The organism is Alkalihalobacterium alkalinitrilicum (assembly GCF_002019605.1).
GTDB lineage: Bacteria > Bacillota > Bacilli > Bacillales > Bacillaceae_F > Alkalihalobacterium > Alkalihalobacterium alkalinitrilicum.
This window is the reverse complement of sequence record NZ_KV917368.1, coordinates 1,836,859-1,856,465: the sequence shown is the minus strand read 5'-3', so window position 1 is coordinate 1,856,465 and position 19,607 is coordinate 1,836,859. Positions and strand designations below refer to the sequence as shown.

Genomic DNA, 19,607 nt, shown 5'->3' with positions numbered 1-19,607 from the left:
GAAGAAATTCGCAGCTTATCAAAAATCCTAATAGAAAATTGTTAGAAGCGAGTAGTTCGAGGCGGCAAGTTCACGAGTAGCGGAATGTACGTTTGAAGGGTACATGAGCAACGCAGGGAGCGCAGCCAACGAAGAAATGCGAAGCTTATCACAATTTTATAAGTCTAGTGGCGATAGCGAAGAGGTCACACCCGTTCCCATGCCGAACACGGAAGTTAAGCTCTTCAGCGCCGATGGTAGTTGGGGGCTTCCCCCTGTGAGAGTAGGACGTCGCTAGGCATAAAGCACAATCCAATAGGGTTGTGCTTTTTTAATGCGTAAAAACTTGAATGCTGCAGGCGGTGAAGATCTTTTGACTCGAAGAAGTAAAGTGCTGCGAAGGGAAAGTCGATGGAGTATTGTGGAAAATAACGAAGCTAGTCTACTTGTCTCCTGTGAAAGGTATCTAGCTATTTTTATCTGTAATAAAAACATGTTCGGCTTCTATAGTTTTTCCTATTGTGAGAACACCATAGGAAAAGTTGGGTTGTCGACGTTTATCTGTTACTGAACCTGGGTTAAATAAGAGAATATCGTTTACTTTTTTTAAAACAGGAATATGGGAATGGCCATAAATAATGCAGTCCACATCGTCATTTTTAAACGCAGCTAAGGCTCTTTTTTCTGTTGTTAATTTTTGTCCATGTCCATGCACAACTCCTATTTTAAAAGGGCCTATGGGTAAAACTAGCTTTTCTCCAAAAAGTTGTTGAATTTCCTCGTTATCAACGTTTCCAGTTACTCCTACAACTTGGCTATATTGTGAAAGCTGTTCATATACTTGCGCAGTTTGCCAGTCACCTGCATGAATAATTAATTGTGCAGATTGTAAATCGGTCACTAATTGAGAAGGATATGTTTTAGCTTTTTTAGGCATATGGGTGTCAGATAACACTACAATTTTCATCTTTTTGAAGCTCCTTAAAAATGATTTAGTGTATGGGTTAGTATATCATTATTGTAAAAATGGGTAAACTTATCCAACGCAAATAAATCAGCTGCTCCACGATTTCAAAACTTGAATCAGAACAACATGCCAGAAATTAAGGAAGTACGGTTTTAATTAAAAGTGCTGATGAAAAACTACATGGAATTTTACTAGCTGGAAAACCAATTAAAGAACGTGTTGTTGCACAAGGGCCATTTGTAGTGAATTCAGAAGAAGAAATCCGTCAGGCGTTTGCTGATTATCAAAATGGGAAAGTGCAATAATCAGATTTCATCCCTCATTGTGGGGGATTTTTTCATGTATAAATCTCCTTTCTTATCGATAATTACCATTTATATTTTGCGATAATAAAGAAAAGCTAAAGTAAGAAATAGTAAAAAGAGGAGCTAACTATGATGAAAAGAAAACAGATATGGATCATGATTATCGGTTTAATGTTTATCCTTCTAACAGGTTGTGGACAGTATGGTGGTAATGTTTTTGAAGCAGAACAAGGAGCAAATATACAAGGCGATCAGGCAAGGTATGGTCAAGTATCGAGTCAAGATACAACGATACCGAGCGAAGAGTACCCTCATACGAAAGCTGTTCAAGTGCAACATGCTAAATATGAATTTATTATTACAGATGGGAATGAACAACACCAGGGTCGAGGTACCGCACGTTTATCAAGGGAAGATATTGAACGTATGTTACCAAATGAGATTGCCCGGCTTTTGCCAGAAGGTGAACAACTAACGCAAGAAGATATTGCTCGGTTGTTACCCGAAGGAGCACAAATAACGCCAGAAGAAATTCAACGTCGTTTGCAAGAAGGAACTCATCGTGGTGGGGCACCACAACAACCAGGGCAGCAACAGCCAGAAGAGGCACAGCAACAACCTCAAGAACCAACTGAGCAACCACAGGAGGAGCCAGCAACACCTGCTCAACCTGAACAAACAGAAGGAATTAGTGAGATTGAGCAACAAGTCATCAATTTAACGAATGCAGAAAGAAGAAGAAATGGACTTTCCGACCTACAGGCTGATACATCTTTAAGTAATGTCGCAAGAGCAAAATCAAATGATATGCAACAAAATAATTATTTTTCACATACGAGTCCGAAATATGGATCTCCGTTCGATATGATTCGCGACTTTGGAGTAGATTATAATGCTGCTGCTGAAAACATTGCTCAAGGTCAACAAACAGCCGAACAAGTTGTCCAGGCGTGGATGAACAGTGAAGGACATCGTGCCAATATTTTAAACGGTAACTTTACTCATATTGGTGTGGGGCATAACGGTAACGGAAATTATTGGACACAAATGTTTATAAGTAGATAAGTTAAGCTAAATTGTATATAAAGGAGTGAACCTTGATTGGTTCACTTTTTTCTTTCATATTGATTAATGCAATTTTTCAAAAAATGTTTGATAATTAGTACTATAGCCGCATCCTTTAATAGGTTATTATTGCTGATGGATTGAAAATGTTCTTCCTCTATAATAAAAGGATAAGGAAATGGTCTAGGGGGAAGTTATGAACAAATTTGGATACATGTTGGTTGGAGCACTTTTTACACTCGTCCTTTCTTTTGGTTATATCGTTCTAGCTGACGGTTTTAATTCTACCGAGCCTTCAATAGCTCCTAATGATACAGAAAAGCTAATGAAAACTGAACACACTAAAAAAATGGGAACTAATCTAGATGCAGAAGAGATGTTCGAAATAGTTGAAGAAAATCCTGTTGTCATACTTACAAAGGACGAGGATAGTGAAATAGTTCAAGATGTTGAAGAGAAATTAACAACAAATTTATTAAGCGAACAAGAAGTTGTAGAAATTAAGACAACAGAAAAAGAAAACAAAGACCTTTCCAGTGAGAGGAAGGAATCAAAAAAAGCGGAACAACCTACTGATTTTTTGAAAAAAATAGAGAAGTTTGAAATTGAAATTGAAAACGATCAAATTGAAATAGAAATTAAACAAGAACGAAAAAAGAAGGAAGTAAAAACGGAAGTTGAGATAGAGTTAGAAAACGAGAAAGTGAAAATGAAAGGGAAACAAGCAGAAGAATTTGTGACGCAAATGTTTTCATCCGTACAAATTAATTCCGCAGAAGACTTCCAGTTTGTTGTGAAAAATATCCTCGCGTCTTACGGCATGGACATAAACACAGTTGAAATTGAAATAAAAGTGAGAACGAAAGAAAAAGAGTATGAGTACAAACATAAACCATAAAAGTCGATTAAGAGGAGTTCATATACTGAACTCTCTTTTTTATTATTAGTTTGTCAGTAGGAAACATAAAATCCTCAAAATGTAAGTATGAATATAGTATAAAAGATGACGTTATTAAGTTGAAGTACTACCTAAAAAATTGCCCCATTGAATGAGTGAACAAAAAAAGTGAGGGTTTTGTATGAAAGTGAGACGAAATGTTCCAAATGGGTTGTTGGTATATGTTTTACTGATTATTATCCTTGTTTTATATATAATATTACCACTCCGTTAAGTTTTAGTTCAGCTTCAAATGGTAAGGAAAAACGAACAAATAGCTAAGAAAGAATATTGAGATTTAAGTTCATTATTTTAAAATACTCACAATTCTCCTATTTCATGAATAAAATGCCTGTTTGAATAAAAAATAACAAGGTATCAAATTGAATAAGGAGATGACTATGTGAAAAAGAAATTTTTGAAGGTATTGTTGGTGACTGCTTTTTTAATCAGTATGTTTGTACAAGCTAGTGTGAGTGTCATGGCGAATGAACAACCTCGTGATGACGTCAAACAAGAATGGTGGTTTAAAAAAGATAAAGATAATCCTAGAAAAGTAGAGGGGTTACCCGACTTGGAAGGTGGCGATGAGGAGGCAGTCAGAGGACCAGTTTCCAATATTGTCTTACAACAGCAATATCCAGATACGGTCATTTTGCGTGGTCCAGATACGGCGAATCGAGTGGCTCTAACCTTCGATGATGGGCCTGACCCTCGTTATACTGAACAAGTGTTAGATGTACTGGCTCAATACAATGTTCCCGCTACTTTTTTTGTCATGGGGTCTAGAGCCGAGGCCTATCCTGACATCGTTAGACGAATGATTAACGAAGGCCATATTGTTGGTAATCATAGTTATTGGCATCCGAATCTTGTGGAAGGGGACCTAGCTACGCTTGAACGAGAAGTTACTCAAACCGAAGAACTACTTAATAATATTATTGGGTACCGAACGAGCTTATTCCGTGCTCCTTATGGATTTTTAGATGGGCAGTCTGTTGAAAAATTAGCAGAGTTGAATTATAACGTGATCGGTTGGTCCATTGATACACTAGATTGGCGTGAACCCCCACCAGAAGACATTGCTTTTAGTGTGTTAAGTAATCTTCACCCAGGGGCTATCGTTCTGTTACATGATGGTGCGGAATGGGATGGTGATCGAACGCCAACAGTTGAATCACTCCATCAAATCATACCTGAACTTCAGGCACTTGGCTTTGAGTTTACAACAGTTCCAAATTTATTAAATATTCCTTATCAGAAGTAGTGAGGTAAAGCTAAATAGTTTGTGTAAAAGAGTATCGTGAAGGTCAATTAGCCTGAACGAGCTCTTTTTTTTATCGAGTGAAATCACTATTTTTTAAAACAAAATGGTTTTGGGATAAGGTGAATCGTTGGTTTGGTTGAATAATGGAACAGAAATCCCGACATCCTATTAAAGTAAATTTTACAGTTAACTTTAAATAAAGGGTGTGTTTCACATGTCTTCATCAAATCTACCACATAAAACTTTTCCTGAACAACATCAAAATCAACAGCCAGGTATAGAGTCGGAAATGAATCCTCATCCAACCGATGAAAATTTTAGCTATAAAGGATCTGGGAAATTAACAAATAAAATTGCTATCATCACAGGAGCTGATAGTGGGATTGGACGTGCTGTAGCGATTGGTTATGCGAAAGAAGGGGCAGATGTAGTCAACGTATATTTGAATGAACATTCGGATGCTGAGGAAACGAAAAAACAAGTTGAAGAAGAAGGGCGTCGTTGTTTAAACATTGCTGGTGATTTAGGTGATGAAGCTTTCTGTCAGAAAGTTATTCAACAAGTGATAAACGAATTTAATAAAGTCGACATTTTAGTCAATAATGCAGCTGAACAGCATCCTCAAACTGATTTTGAAAGTATTACAAGTGAGCAGTTAGAAAAGACGTTTCGCACAAATATCTTTTCGTTCTTTTACTTAACAAGAGCAGCACTTCCTCATTTGAAATCAGGAAGCAGTATCATTAATACCACATCAGTAACAGCATATAAAGGGCATGAAAAGTTGATTGATTATTCGGCAACTAAGGGGGCAATTGTTACTTTTACACGCTCTCTCTCTCTTTCCTTAATTAAAAAGGGAATCCGAGTAAACGGTGTAGCACCAGGTCCGATATGGACACCGCTTATTCCTTCAACTTTTACCCCAAAAGAAGTGTCCGAATTTGGAAGCACTACACCAATGCAACGGGCGGGTCAACCAGTGGAACTTGCGCCTGCCTATATTTATTTAGCGAGTGAGGACTCCTCCTATATGTCAGGTCAAATCCTCCATCTGAACGGCGGTGTTATTGTCAACGGATAGTCATGGGGGTTCTTTATTGCAAAGTAATAAAAAGTTAGGTATAATATTATTACTTTATCATATATAGAAATCCCATTACGTATGGGATTTTTATATAAATGAATGGTCAAAAATAGTCAAAGTCAAAGAGGGGGTAGGTTGAGTTATGCTATGTCAAAAATGTAATGCAAAACAAGCAAATGTTAAGATGGATGTTATGTTAAATGAGCACCATAAGCAAATTCATTTATGTTCTAGTTGTTACAGTGATGCCTACCAGTCTTTGGGGTCAGGCCACTTTAACTTCAATCATTACTTTGATGATCTGTTCAGTTCTTCACAGCACGTGTCAAATGGAGATCACAAGCAAAACGTGAAACAAATGCCTCCTAATCAAGCGACAGGAAATGGTTTTCTTGATCAACATGGTCGCAACTTAACACAAGAAGCAAGAGATGGTCGTATTGATGTTGTAATTGGCCGTGAAAAAGAAATCGAGCGAACTATTGAAATTTTAAATCGCCGTAATAAAAATAATCCAGTTTTAATCGGTGAAGCAGGTGTTGGCAAAACAGCAATTATAGAAGGTCTAGCACTAAACATAGTGGAAGGACAAGTTCCTGTTAAACTGAAAAATAAAGAAGTTTACACTTTAGATATTAATTCACTTGTTGCGGGTACAAGTTACCGTGGGCAGTTTGAAGAAAAAATGAAAGAACTAATTTCCGTATTACAACAACGAGAAGACGTCATTTTGTTTATTGATGAATTGCACATGATGGTTGGAGCAGGAAGTTCTGCAGAAGGGTCGATGGATGTGGGGAACATTTTAAAACCTGCTCTTGCTCGAGGAGATTTGCAAATTATCGGGGCAACAACGCTCAAAGAATACCGTGTGATCGAAAAAGATCAAGCGTTAGAGCGTCGCTTCCAACCTGTCGTTGTAAAAGAACCGACAGAAAATGAAGCTTTTGAAATTTTAAAAGGAATTCGACCAGCATATGAGGTCTACCACAATGTAAAGTATTCAGATGAAGTCTTGAAAGCTTGCGTCACTCTTTCAAAGCGTTATATTCAAGATCGATTTTTACCAGACAAAGCGATTGATTTACTAGACGAAGCAGGATCAAAGTTAAATCTATCACAAATTGAAACTGGAAAAGAAAACTTAGAACAACGCTTAAAAGAAATTGAGCGAGAAAAACAAAGAGCAACACAACAAGAGGAATATGAAAAAGCAGCCAACCTTCGCAAAGAGGAATTAGAAATTAAAGCGAAGCTAGCAAATGAGCAACTTAATGAAGCTATCATCGAAGTAACGGTAGAAAACATTCAAGACATCATTGAAACAAGTACAGGAATTCCTGTGAAAAAACTGCAAAAAGACGAGCAATCGAAAATGAAAGACTTACCGAAAAGATTGGCAGAAAAAGTCATTGGCCAAGACAAAGCGATTGAACAAGTAGCCAATGCCGTCATGAGAGCTCGTGTCGGACTAAAGCCAAAACATCGTCCAACCGCTTCATTTTTATTTGTTGGCCCAACGGGGACAGGTAAAACAGAACTTACGAAAACACTCGCACTAGAGTTATTCGGAAGTAAAGATTCGATGATCCGTTTAGACATGAGTGAATATATGGAGAAACATTCCGTTTCAAAGTTAATTGGTTCTCCTCCAGGATATGTCGGCCATGATGAAGCAGGACAATTAACGGAACAAGTGCGTAGAAATCCTTATTCTATTGTCCTACTAGATGAAATTGAAAAAGCACATCCAGATGTTATGAATGTCTTTTTACAAATCATGGAAGATGGTAGGTTAACAGATAGTCAAGGTAGGGTTGTTAATTTCAATGAGACCGTGATTATTATGACATCAAACGCAGGGGTAACCGATCATAAAAAGACAGCAATTGGATTTGGATCGTCATCATCCTCAACCTCTGTAGAAGAAATGAAGATTCAAATAGAAACATTGAAAAACTACTTTAAACCTGAATTTTTAAACCGCATCGATTCTATAATCGAGTTTTCACACCTTACAAAAGAAGATCTTATCCGAATTGTTGATATCATGCTAGATGAACTTCATGCAACACTTAAAGAACAAGAAATTACAATCAATATCACCCGTGAGGCTAAAGCGAAAATCGCTGAACTAGGGTATCATCCAGAATTTGGAGCTAGACCTCTACGTCGCGCCATCCAGGATCATATCGAAAACCAAATTACCTCATTAATGATTGAAAAAGAACAAGTGAAACTAATGAATGTTTCTATCGAAGAAAATCAAATTAAAGTTTGTTAACGTGAAAGAGGCTGCTAGTCAGCCTCTTTTTTCTCTATATCTTCAAGTCGAAACAGTAGAAATCCCAGTTTCCAAGTTGTAAAATGACTACAATAGTTGAATTTAGCTTTAATACCTTTTTAACATATTACATCACTAAGACAACCATGCACGAAATCGAATAGAGGTGAAATTAATGAGTAATAAACAATTAAAAGATATTAAGCTTTCTGTATTAGATCTTGCGCCGATCCGAAGTGGTGGAACGGCAAGCGATGCCTTTCGGTACAGTTTAGATCTTGCTCAACATGCAGAGAAGTGGGGATATCACCGTTATTGGGTTGCTGAACATCATAATATGCCAGGGATTGCTAGTTCAGCAACGTCTGTAGTTATTGGCTATATAGCGGCGGGAACAGAAAGTATTCGTGTTGGTGCGGGAGGAATTATGTTACCTAATCACGCGCCGCTTGTTATTGCTGAGCAATTTGGTACACTTGAATCGATGTATCAAGGCCGGATTGATTTAGGTCTTGGAAGGGCACCAGGAAGTGATCAGCATACAGCTCATGCCTTAAGAAGAGATTTACGAAGTGGTCATGATTTTCCAGAGCAACTTGCGGAGTTAAGGTCTTATTTTGAACCGAGTATAGGTGAAAAACGGATGCAAGTTCGAGCTATTCCAGGAGAAGGGCTACAAATCCCGATTTGGCTTTTAGGGTCCAGTGGATTTAGCGCTCAATTAGCTGGGAAACTTGGTTTACCTTTTGCATTTGCGAGCCACTTTTCCCCTGAATATACGCTCCCTGCACTAAACTTATATCGGCAAAATTTCCAACCATCCAACGAATTACGAGAACCTTATGTCATGGTTGGAGTTAACGTTGTAGCCGCTGAAACTAATGAAAAAGCAAACTGGCTCTCAACGTCTTATCAACAATCCTTTCTAAACATTATTCGCAATCGTCCAAGCCAACTCCAACCTCCTGTCGAGTCCATGGAGCATCTATGGACTAGCATGGAAAAAGTGGCGATTGAAAAACAATTAGGAGCATCCGTTGTTGGAAGCCCAGAAAATGTGAGGGAAAAGCTACAAGCCTTTTTAAATGAAACTGATGCTGATGAAATGATAATAACTAGTCATATATACGATCATCGCGAACGGATACGCTCGTATGAAATTGTCAAAGAAGTAGCTATGTAGATAGAGACCACCTTTTATCCCGTTAAACTGCCGCTAAGACTCCCACTTTAGAGCTTTAAGAAAATAAGAAAGCCGAAGTGGGAGATAATCGCCAATACAATAAAACGAACACATCCTAAGTATGCCACGTTCTTTGGAATCGCCTGTGTCCCCCCACATTCTGTGGGCCTAAACTAACATCGAGTGGGGATGAATTCATTCTCTTACTTAACGAAGTTTCACTTTGTGAAGGAAATGTAAAAGTGGTTTCCTGTCATTTGAAATTTTTCATTCTGTTGTATAAGGTTGCTCGAGAAATTCCTAATAATTTTGCTGCTGCAGTTTTGTTCCCGTACGTTAACTTAAGTGCATGTACAATTTCGTTATCGTTTTCTAAAGTGGGAGGTATAGAGGTTTCATTCAGTTCAATCGTTGGTAAAAGTTGTTTTACAAAATTTTGCGGTAAATGCTTAGGTTCAATTCGTACGTTTTCGTCAGCTGAAATAATCAGTCTTTCGATTATATTTCGAAGTTGACGAACGTTTCCTTGCCAAGGGTGTTGTAAAAACATATACATCACTTCTGGATCAATCTCTGGAATAGGTGTTTTATATTTAATAGAAAACTCTTGTAAGAATAATTGAATTAGCTCAGGAATGTCTTCCTTCCTTTCTTTCAGTGGGGGGACAAAAATCGAGATGACGTTAAGACGGTAAAACAAATCTTCACGAAAACTTCCTTCTTCAATCATTCTTTCTAAATCGCGATGCGTTGCAGCGATAATTCGTACGTCTGTTGGAAGCGGATTGGTGCCGCCGACACGATAATATTGCTTTTCTTGTAATACTCGAAGTAACTTGACTTGGACTTCTAAAGGCATTTCCCCAATTTCATCTAAAAAAATAGTTCCGCCTTTGGCTGCATCGAATTTTCCTTTTTTTCCTCCTTTCACTGCCCCCGTAAATGCTCCTTGATCATATCCGAATAAATCACTTTCAATTAAAGCAGTCGGAATGGCTCCACAATTGATCGCAACAAAAGGAGCATCTGACCGATTGCTTGCTTTATGAATCGCTTCAGCGAATAATTCCTTTCCTACTCCACTTTCTCCCGTGATCAGTACAGTGGCATCTGTTTTAGACACTTTCTTCACGAGATGAAGAGCATCTTGTAAAACAGGGCTTCTTCCTTTAATTTTACTAAAAGGAGATAAAGACTGCTCATTTTGTACATTCCGTTCTAATTCATGAAGTGACGCTGCGGTAGAAGATAACTCGTCATTTAGCTTGACGATCTCCGTAATGTTTCGCTCAACTGAAATTCCACCAATTACCTCATCGTCCACAATGATCGGTGATGTGTTTATTAAAACATGTACATCTGGCTTCGGTTGATTATATTGTTTAATGACGCCTTTTCTATCGTTTATCGTTGACATGAGAACAACCGATTCGGTTTCAAAAAAACTTGTAATCTTTTTTCCTTTTACATTAGCGGCAGTAAATCCATACATTTCTTCTGATTTTTGGTTCCAAGACTGTATGACGCCGTTTTCGTCTATAACTGTAATCGCATCATCAACGGAACCGAGTAACGTATTGTAGTAAGATAAAGTTCGTTTCCAACGGTCCACGACTGCCTTGACTAAATCATGATAAGAAACCCAACCGACGATTTTGCCATCTTCTTCGAGTGCGATATCTTTTTCTTGTATGTTTGTTACCTCAGATAACATCGTACTAGTAGAGTAATGCTCCATACTAGAATTGCTTTTCCGTTCTTCTAAAGGCCGTACTAAAGATAATAATGAAATGTCAAAACTCATATTCAACACCTCCTAAGTCGTTCGTTTTAACCTTAATACATGTTTACAACAGATTATACAAAATTGTAAAGTTATTAGACACATTATACATAATTGTATATTTGTTCCCACTAAATTTCTAGCATTCCTTTTTTGTATATTTAGGAAGAATTAACTTTTTAAAATAAAAAAGATACGAGAATGACAATATTTCACCAACCTTAGTGTTATACCGTTTATATTTCAGATTGATATCCCATGTGTATTTGAAAGTTGGTACGGTAATTGCAATAAGAAATTTACGAATAAAACGTGCTTTTATTCGTAAATTGTTTTAATACGAATGAAGTGAACATATTTTTATACAAATTCAATTAAGGAGTGATTATATTGTTACCATCATATAAACATGAACCATTCACTGATTTTAAAGTTGAAGAAAATAAAAAAGCGTTTGAAGCGGCACTTGAGTATGTTGAAGGCCAATTAGGAAAGTCATATGATCTCGTTGTAGGTGGAGAGCGAATTTCAACAGAAGAAAAAATTACATCATACAATCCAGCAAATAAAGAAGAGGTTATTGGAATTGTGTCAAAAGCGAACAAAACCATTGCGGAAAAAGCAATGGGTGTAGCACATGAAACGTTCGAAACATGGAGAAAGACATTGCCAGAAGAGCGTGCCAATATTTTAATACGTGCCGCTGCAATCGTTCGTCGCCGTAAACATGAGTTTTCTGCTTACCTGGTAAAAGAAGCAGGTAAGCCGTGGAAAGAAGCAGATGCAGATACTGCAGAAGCAATTGACTTCTTGGAGTACTATGCTCGTCAAATGATTGCGATTAAAGATGGGAAGCCAGTAAACAGTCGTGATGGAGAGCACAACCGCTATTTCTATACACCGATGGGCGTGACAGTCGTTATTTCACCTTGGAACTTTGCATTTGCGATCATGGCAGGTACGACAGTAGCACCAATCGTTACTGGAAACACTGTGTTATTAAAGCCTGCAAGTACGACACCAGTTGTCGCAGCAAAGTTTGTTGAAGTACTAGAAGAAGCAGGACTTCCAAAAGGTGTGGTAAACTTCATCCCTGGAAGTGGAGCTGAAGTCGGTGACTATTTAGTGGATCACCCAAAGACAGCATTGATAACATTTACTGGCTCACGTGAAGTTGGAACAAGACTTTATGAACGTGCAGCAGTTGTACATCCAGGTCAAAACCATTTAAAACGCGTCATTGTAGAAATGGGTGGGAAAGATACAATCGTTGTAGACAAAGAGGCGGACCTTGATTTAGCAGCAGAATCGATCGTCGTATCGGCATTTGGTTTCTCAGGGCAAAAGTGTTCAGCAGGCTCACGTGCAGTTATCCACGAGGATGTATATGATCAAGTTTTAGCAAAAGTTGTGAAGTTAACGAATGATTTAACTGTCGGTGATCCAACAACAAATGATCATTACATGGGGCCAGTCATTGATGAAGGATCTTTCAATAAAATTATGGGTTATATTGAAATTGGTAAAGAAGAAGGACGTCTTGTTGCTGGTGGAACAGGCGATGCTTCTAAAGGATACTTCATTCAACCGACAGTATTTGCTGATTTAGATCCTCAAGCACGTATTATGCAAGAAGAAATCTTTGGACCTGTGGTTGCGTTAACCGAAGCTAATAACTTCGACCATGCGATCGAGATTGCGAATAACACAGAGTATGGTTTAACAGGTGCAGTTATTACGAAAAATCGTGAGCATATCGAAAAAGCAAAACGTGATTTCCATGTTGGAAACCTATATTTTAATCGTAATTGTACAGGAGCTATTGTCGGCTATCATCCATTTGGTGGCTTTAAAATGTCAGGTACCGATTCGAAAGCAGGAGGTCCTGATTATTTAGCGCTTCACATGCAAGCCAAAACAGTATCAGAAATGTACTAATCATCAATAAACGAACGCAGTGGAATAGTACACTTCCCATTTCACTGCGTTATCTTAAACTACGATTGGTAAGAAATGTTTTATTGGTAGCGGGATGTTTTTTTGAAAATGATTAGCTGAATTTTCAGTGAACATTAAATGAATAGGAGCAGTTTGGAGGGGTTAATGATGGGATTAGAACAACCAATGAAACAGTTCTTCATGTATCTTTCAAAAAGTAAATCAATGAATAAAGCGGCAAAAAGGTGGGGTCTAAAATTTGGTGCATCACAAGTTGTTGCAGGCAAAAATATTGAAAGCGCTATAAAAGTAGTGAAAAGATTAAATGAAAAAGGCCTCGTTTGTACTTTAGATCACCTTGGGGAATTCGTAGATAGCAAGGAAGAAGCACTAGAAGCGACACAGTACTGCATTAAAACGTTGGATGCCATCGCTGAAAGTGGAGTGAAATGTAACTTATCAGTTAAAATGACTCAACTCGGCTTAGATATTAGTGATGAATTTTGCTTAGAAAATATGCGCCGTATTGTTCAAACGGCAAAAGACTACGATAATTTTGTGCGAATTGATATGGAAGATTTCTTTCACTGTCAACTAACCTTAGATATTTTAGCAATTTTAAGGCAAGAGTTCGATAATGTTGGGACAGTTATTCAAGCCTATTTGTTTCGAGCAGATCAAGACATTGAAAATTTAAAAGGTGTTTCACTTAGACTCGTAAAAGGAGCATACAAGGAATCTCCAAAGGTAGCTTTTCAAGAGAAACAACAAGTAGACGATAACTATTTAAATATTATAAAAAAACATTTACTCAGTGGTAGTTACACGGCAATTGCCACACATGATCATGAAATGATCGCTGAAGTAAAAAAGTTTGCTGAGGCAAACCAAATTCTCAAAACTCAATTTGAGTTTCAAATGTTATATGGTTTCCGCACGAACTTACAGCTTGAATTAGTGGGTGGTGGGTATACAATAAGAGTATATGTGCCATTTGGACAAGATTGGTATGGCTATTTCATGAGAAGGCTGGCAGAACGTCCGCAAAATGTGAGTTTTGCATTACGGGGGCTAATTTCAAAAGAAAAATCCTATTGAACAAACAAAATTAAAGGTAGTAAGGTCATTGGAAACAAATCCAATGGCCTTTTTATAATCTTGATAATGGGTGTACATATTAAATGTTACGAGGACATCTTTATTAAAAATAGTAAACACTTTTTATACGTAAAGTCTAGCTACCATTCCCTAGATAACTTTAAGAAAATTGTAACTACTCACTTGTTTATATATGATACACATCATATAATATGATGTGTATCATTAAAAAGGAGGGGTTATATGCCGTATCCTAAAAATCATAAACAGCAAACTCGTCAGGCAATACTTCAAGAGGCATCGAAGGCTTTTAAGGTATCGAGAATTCATTCTGTCAGTGTACCAAAAATTATGAAAGAAGTCGGACTTACACATGGTGGGTTCTATGCTCACTTTAAAAGTAAGGATGAATTGGTAGCTGAAACATGCCGTGTCAGCATGGAGCATTCTGTAAAAAAATTTGAAAAACTCATTGGAAACCTCCCTAAAAAAGACAGCCTAATTAATATTGTTGAGACGTATATAAGTGAAGAGCACATCAAGCTACCAGAAAAGGGTTGTATCCTCCCTGCACTAGGGAGCGAGGTGAAAGCGGAAACAGAAATCATACGAGAAGCCTATACAGATGCGCTAAGTGATTTTGTCAAATTAGTACGTACACTATTACCAGAAGATAAAAATTATCTTGCAAATGGAATAGTTTCCACTATGGTCGGTTCGGTCTTACTAGCAAGATCGGTTACCAAGCATGATTTTCGCTCTGAAATCTTATTGGATTGTAGGAAGCAGTTGATTGAACAAATTACATTGATCTATGATTAAATGACATTCGAATGAAATGTTTCATTTTATAAAGGAGGAGTAAAAATTGAAAGTAGAAAGCAATAATGGAGTACTGTCTATTTCTGGAGTAGTTTCATACGAAGGGTTTAAAATAAACGTTTATCAATTCCTAGTAGACGGAATGTTAATAGACACAGGTGCATACCGACTTTTAAATGAGCTAATTCCTATTTATACCGAAAATACGATAGATTTAGTTTGTTTAACGCATGATCATGAAGATCATAATGGAACAGCAGCATGGCTTCAGCAAAATAAACAAGTTCCAATTTACATTCATGCTCATTCGGTTGAAAATTGCTTAAAGGAAGCCAGTTACCCTGATTATCGGAAAAAGATGTGGGGAATAAGAGAACCGTTTGAGGCCCATCCGTATGAAGGTGCGATAATACAATCTAAAAATTACAGCTGGGAATTAATTCATACCCCAGGCCATGAGGAAAATCACATTAGCCTATTAAATCAAGAGAAAGGAATTTTGTTTTCAGGGGACTTATTTGTTGCGCCAAAAACGAGGATTATTATGGAAAGTGAATCGATCCCCGAAACAATGGATTCTATTCGCAAACTATTAAATTATGATTTTACAGAAATGTATTGTAGTCACTCTGGCTATCACAATGATGGAAGAAATAAATTGAAGATGAAGCTTGATTATCTAGAAGAGCTAAGTGGCAACATTAGGGAGCTATACGGAGAAGGAAAAACCATTGAAGAAATAGATAAAGAGTTGTTTCCGAGAGTTCCTCCTCTTACTTATCTATCAACTAATCAATGGGATTCCAAACATATAATCCGTTCCATCCTTGAAAGTGAAGCTAAAAAGGTGTGGTGAAGCAATAGAATGAAAGAAGTTGGTCATATTTAGTCATTTACAAATAAAAAAATCTTGAAATCTTACAAGTGTATAAACTAGAAATTGTACATAAGCTTGTTACATTGTAGTTTTCTTTTGGTTAAGGAGAATTATATTATGGATGGTCATAACACTTTACGTCCCCAAAAAATATATTACGGTTGGATAGTTGTGTGGTTGACATTTTTTGCAATTCTTGTCGCCGCTGGCATTCGTTCAATTACAAGTGTCATTATCTTGCCGCTAGAACAAGAATTTGAATGGACTCGCTCTTCAATTTCACTTGCATTTGCTATTAATCTAACTCTTTATGGATTTTCGGGTCCTTTCATTGCAGCTGGCATGGAACGAATAGGGATTACCAAAATGATGGTATACGGGATGGTTTTTTTAAACATAGGGCTGATCGTTAGTTTAATAATGTCCCATATTTGGCAACTGTATCTAGTTTGGGGAATTTTAATAGGGATTGGCTGTGGTGTTTATCTTACAGTTTTAGCTGCAAGAGTCGCTAACAACTGGTTTGATCAGCGTAGAGGCTTTGTCCTTGGTTTACTCATGGCAAGTACTGCTGCAGGACAAGTGATTTTTTTACCACTGCTATCATATTTATCGGAAGCTTATTCTTGGCGTATAGGGATTTCGTTGTTTCTCATCTTAGGTATTGTGATCCTACCGTTGTTGGCGCTTTGGATGAAGGATCATCCAAAGGAGATAGGTTTACTTCCTTTTGGGGCAACACAAGAAAATATCGTAGATACTAAAAACGAACCAAAAACAAATCCGATTAAAGTTGCTTTTCAGGTGCTAGGTGATGGTGTACGTTCTGTTCCATTTTGGTTATTATCGATTAGTTTTTTTATCTGTGGCTTTTCGACAGTTGGATTAATTAGCACGCATTTTATTCCAGCTTCTACACACCATGGCATACCAGAAGTGCATGCTGCTAGTTTATTAGCGTTCATGGGAATTTTTAATATTATTGGTACAATGTTGTCAGGATGGCTTTCAGACAGGTTTGATAGTCGCTGGCTCTTATTTTGGTACTATGGTTTGCGTGGTTTGTCATTGCTTGTTCTACCGTACGCGCTTGAAATGCATTCTTACTTATTGCTCATTGGTTTCGCTATTTTCTACGGATTAGATTGGATAGCCACAGTTCCTCCAACGATTCGGTTAGCTTCTGATTATTTCGGGAAGGAGAAAGGTGTTACGATTTATGGGTGGGTTTTCGCTGCACATCAAGTAGGGGCAGGTGCGGCTGCGTTTCTTGGTGGCTATTTTTATGAAATTTTTCATGGGTATACGGTTTCCTTCATATCTGCAGGATTGCTGTGTATCGTAGCAACATTGTTTGTTATCAGTATTAAAAAGAATACAACCGTTTCTAAGGCAGCATAGACTTTTCGAGTTGATAGAATTAACCTATATAAGATCAGAATATTACTACAATGCAGAAAAGGGTCAACAAGACAGGTTGACCTTTTTTAATTGATAAATTTTAGTTCGAAAAATAACTGAGCTGAAAAGAGGGTTAATGTCTTCTAATAACATAACCTTGATAAATATCTTCTATTGTATAGGGCTTGTTTGAATTTAGAGACTGTTGCACTACTTTTGATAAAAGGTTTTCTTCTGCCATAGAGTGTAAGTACAAATATTCAATAGTTCCTAATTCGGTATTTTCAATTTCTTCATATGAGTTGAGTTCATAATAGGACAATGCGTATCTAACCACTTCTTTTATATGATTTATATTATTTACGTCAAAATGTTTCGTGTGTGAAATGGTTTCACGCACAAACTGATCAATATTTTTCTTCAAGATGTATTCCTTCCTCTCGATCTTTACATGTCAAGCTACTACTTAATACTAGCATACGTGTATTTTAGGCTTTTCTCAATGTTATAAAAGCAATAACTATGCAAAGTACTTCTCTTTTCTGTAGTATCAATTAATTCTTAAGCATTGCATTAGTAATTTTAGTTTGTTATATTATTCTTTGCGCTTCTGCGATAGGGTATATCTTTATATCCAAATAAATGCACGAGATTAGGTGACGACATTAAATATTACTTACCAACTCAATTTTTTAAAAAGGGTTGTGTATAGCAAAAAAAAATGTTATTATAAATCTTGTCGCTTCTAAAAGAAGTTGAAATAAACTTTTTATATTATATTCTATTGAAAAATAAAATATATTCTATAAAAAGTTGTTGAAATTAAATTGATAACATGGTAAAATATAATTCTTGTCGATAAAAACGACAAATAAAGTTCTTTGAAAACTGAACAAAAAGCCAAGCGAAATAAAGAGATACATGATATCTCGTCAATGTTTTAAAAACGTCACGTTTGTGACAATGAGCTTAATCAAACACTTTATTGGAGAGTTTGATCCTGGCTCAGGACGAACGCTGGCGGCGTGCCTAATACATGCAAGTCGAGCGGACCTTTCAAGAGCTTGCTCTTGAAAAGTTAGCGGCGGACGGGTGAGTAACACGTGGGCAACCTGCCCTGTAGACTGGGATAACTTCGGGAAACCGGAGCTAATACCGGATAATCAATAACACCACATGGTGTGATTGTAAAAGTTGGGAATTCTAACACTACGGGATGGGCCCGCGGCGCATTAGCTAGTTGGTGAGGTAATGGCTCACCAAGGCGACGATGCGTAGCCGACCTGAGAGGGTGATCGGCCACACTGGGACTGAGACACGGCCCAGACTCCTACGGGAGGCAGCAGTAGGGAATCTTCCGCAATGGACGAAAGTCTGACGGAGCAACGCCGCGTGAGTGATGAAGGCCTTCGGGTCGTAAAGCTCTGTTGTTAGGGAAGAACAAGTACCGTTCGAATAGGGCGGTACCTTGACGGTACCTAACCAGAAAGCCACGGCTAACTACGTGCCAGCAGCCGCGGTAATACGTAGGTGGCAAGCGTTGTCCGGAATTATTGGGCGTAAAGCGCGCGCAGGCGGTCTTTTAAGTCTGATGTGAAAGCCCACGGCTCAACCGTGGAGGGTCATTGGAAACTGGAAGACTTGAGTACAGAAGAGGAGAGTGGAATTCCACGTGTAGCGGTGAAATGCGTAGAGATGTGGAGGAACACCAGTGGCGAAGGCGACTCTCTGGTCTGTAACTGACGCTGAGGCGCGAAAGCGTGGGGAGCAAACAGGATTAGATACCCTGGTAGTCCACGCCGTAAACGATGAGTGCTAGGTGTTAGGGGTTTCGATGCCCTTAGTGCCGAAGTTAACACATTAAGCACTCCGCCTGGGGAGTACGGCCGCAAGGCTGAAACTCAAAGGAATTGACGGGGGCCCGCACAAGCGGTGGAGCATGTGGTTTAATTCGAAGCAACGCGAAGAACCTTACCAGGTCTTGACATCCCTTGACACCTCTGGAGACAGAGCGTTCCCCTTCGGGGGACAAGGTGACAGGTGGTGCATGGTTGTCGTCAGCTCGTGTCGTGAGATGTTGGGTTAAGTCCCGCAACGAGCGCAACCCTTGATCTTAGTTGCCAGCATTTAGTTGGGCACTCTAAGGTGACTGCCGGTGACAAACCGGAGGAAGGTGGGGATGACGTCAAATCATCATGCCCCTTATGACCTGGGCTACACACGTGCTACAATGGATGGTACAAAGGGCAGCGAAACCGCGAGGTCGAGCCAATCCCATAAAACCATTCTCAGTTCGGATTGTAGGCTGCAACTCGCCTACATGAAGCCGGAATCGCTAGTAATCGCGGATCAGCATGCCGCGGTGAATACGTTCCCGGGCCTTGTACACACCGCCCGTCACACCACGAGAGTTTGTAACACCCGAAGTCGGTGGGGTAACCTTTTGGAGCCAGCCGCCTAAGGTGGGACAGATGATTGGGGTGAAGTCGTAACAAGGTAGCCGTATCGGAAGGTGCGGCTGGATCACCTCCTTTCTATGGAGTATTTACTCTAGTCGATGCATACTTCGAGTATGTACGCTTTGGTCTTTTTTGTTCAGTTTTGAGAGAACTCA

15 protein-coding genes and 2 rRNA genes are annotated in these 19,607 nt (G+C 38.4%); 14 read left to right on the top strand and 3 right to left on the bottom strand.

The features are described from left to right. Nucleotides 1-163: 163 nt before the first annotated feature. Nucleotides 164-279 (top strand): 5S ribosomal RNA (gene rrf / locus BK574_RS08615). Between the two features lie 166 nt (nucleotides 280-445). Here rrf and BK574_RS08610 read toward each other — a convergent pair. Next, complete coding sequence (locus tag BK574_RS08610) at nucleotides 446-946, bottom strand: metallophosphoesterase family protein (protein WP_078428320.1); 501 nt, start codon at nucleotides 944-946, stop codon at nucleotides 446-448. 155 nt (nucleotides 947-1,101) lie between these two features. Here BK574_RS08610 and BK574_RS08605 point away from each other — a divergent pair, with 155 nt between their 5' ends. From BK574_RS08605 to BK574_RS08575, 7 genes are all read left to right on the top strand, one after another. Continuing rightward, complete coding sequence (locus tag BK574_RS08605) at nucleotides 1,102-1,251, top strand: pirin-like C-terminal cupin domain-containing protein (RefSeq protein WP_078430810.1); 150 nt, start codon at nucleotides 1,102-1,104, stop codon at nucleotides 1,249-1,251. A 132-nt stretch (nucleotides 1,252-1,383) separates the two neighbouring features. After that, nucleotides 1,384-2,316, top strand: coding sequence for a CAP domain-containing protein (locus BK574_RS08600; RefSeq protein ID WP_238457988.1), 933 nt, complete (start codon nucleotides 1,384-1,386; stop codon nucleotides 2,314-2,316). A gap of 196 nt (nucleotides 2,317-2,512) precedes the next feature. Next, nucleotides 2,513-3,214: a hypothetical protein gene (locus tag BK574_RS08595; protein ID WP_078428319.1), complete on the top strand. Its 702-nt coding sequence runs from the start codon at nucleotides 2,513-2,515 to the stop codon at nucleotides 3,212-3,214. Between the two features lie 442 nt (nucleotides 3,215-3,656). After that, a complete protein-coding gene (locus BK574_RS08590; protein ID WP_078428318.1) occupies nucleotides 3,657-4,520 on the top strand; it encodes a polysaccharide deacetylase family protein in 864 nt (287 codons plus the stop codon). Between the two features lie 214 nt (nucleotides 4,521-4,734). Beyond that, nucleotides 4,735-5,604, top strand: a complete 870-nt coding sequence (locus tag BK574_RS08585; RefSeq protein WP_078428317.1) for an SDR family oxidoreductase — start codon at nucleotides 4,735-4,737, stop codon at nucleotides 5,602-5,604. A gap of 145 nt (nucleotides 5,605-5,749) precedes the next feature. After that, complete coding sequence (locus tag BK574_RS08580; RefSeq protein WP_078428316.1) at nucleotides 5,750-7,891, top strand: ATP-dependent Clp protease ATP-binding subunit; 2,142 nt, start codon at nucleotides 5,750-5,752, stop codon at nucleotides 7,889-7,891. A 175-nt stretch (nucleotides 7,892-8,066) separates the two neighbouring features. Further along, a complete protein-coding gene (locus tag BK574_RS08575) occupies nucleotides 8,067-9,074 on the top strand; it encodes an LLM class flavin-dependent oxidoreductase (protein ID WP_078428315.1) in 1,008 nt (335 codons plus the stop codon). Between the two features lie 253 nt (nucleotides 9,075-9,327). Here the strand turns inward: BK574_RS08575 and BK574_RS08570 are convergent, their stop codons facing one another. Next, nucleotides 9,328-10,878 (bottom strand): sigma-54 interaction domain-containing protein, encoded by a 1,551-nt coding sequence (locus BK574_RS08570; RefSeq protein WP_078428314.1) that lies wholly within the window; start codon nucleotides 10,876-10,878, stop codon nucleotides 9,328-9,330. A gap of 369 nt (nucleotides 10,879-11,247) precedes the next feature. Between BK574_RS08570 and pruA the strand changes: the two genes are divergently transcribed. The 5 genes from pruA (at nucleotide 11,248) to BK574_RS08545 (ending at nucleotide 16,993) form a co-directional block, all read left to right on the top strand. Beyond that, a complete protein-coding gene (gene pruA / locus BK574_RS08565; RefSeq protein ID WP_078428313.1) occupies nucleotides 11,248-12,795 on the top strand; it encodes an L-glutamate gamma-semialdehyde dehydrogenase in 1,548 nt (515 codons plus the stop codon). 165 nt (nucleotides 12,796-12,960) lie between these two features. Further along, nucleotides 12,961-13,893 carry a proline dehydrogenase family protein gene (locus BK574_RS08560; RefSeq protein WP_078428312.1) on the top strand — a complete coding sequence of 311 codons (933 nt, stop codon included), beginning with the start codon at nucleotides 12,961-12,963 and terminating at the stop codon, nucleotides 13,891-13,893. A 243-nt stretch (nucleotides 13,894-14,136) separates the two neighbouring features. Further along, a complete protein-coding gene (locus BK574_RS08555) occupies nucleotides 14,137-14,715 on the top strand; it encodes a TetR/AcrR family transcriptional regulator (protein ID WP_078428311.1) in 579 nt (192 codons plus the stop codon). A gap of 46 nt (nucleotides 14,716-14,761) precedes the next feature. After that, nucleotides 14,762-15,571: an MBL fold metallo-hydrolase gene (locus BK574_RS08550; protein WP_078428310.1), complete on the top strand. Its 810-nt coding sequence runs from the start codon at nucleotides 14,762-14,764 to the stop codon at nucleotides 15,569-15,571. A 138-nt stretch (nucleotides 15,572-15,709) separates the two neighbouring features. After that, nucleotides 15,710-16,993 (top strand): MFS transporter, encoded by a 1,284-nt coding sequence (locus tag BK574_RS08545; protein ID WP_078428309.1) that lies wholly within the window; start codon nucleotides 15,710-15,712, stop codon nucleotides 16,991-16,993. 133 nt (nucleotides 16,994-17,126) lie between these two features. On the opposite strand, the gene BK574_RS08540 is transcribed toward BK574_RS08545, so the two are convergent. Beyond that, entirely contained in the window at nucleotides 17,127-17,417 is a 291-nt protein-coding gene (locus tag BK574_RS08540; protein WP_078428308.1) for a DUF6407 family protein, read from the bottom strand. 558 nt (nucleotides 17,418-17,975) lie between these two features. On the opposite strand from BK574_RS08540, the gene BK574_RS08535 reads away from it, so the two are divergent. Then, nucleotides 17,976-19,527, top strand: a 16S ribosomal RNA gene (locus BK574_RS08535). Nucleotides 19,528-19,607 lie beyond the last annotated feature (80 nt).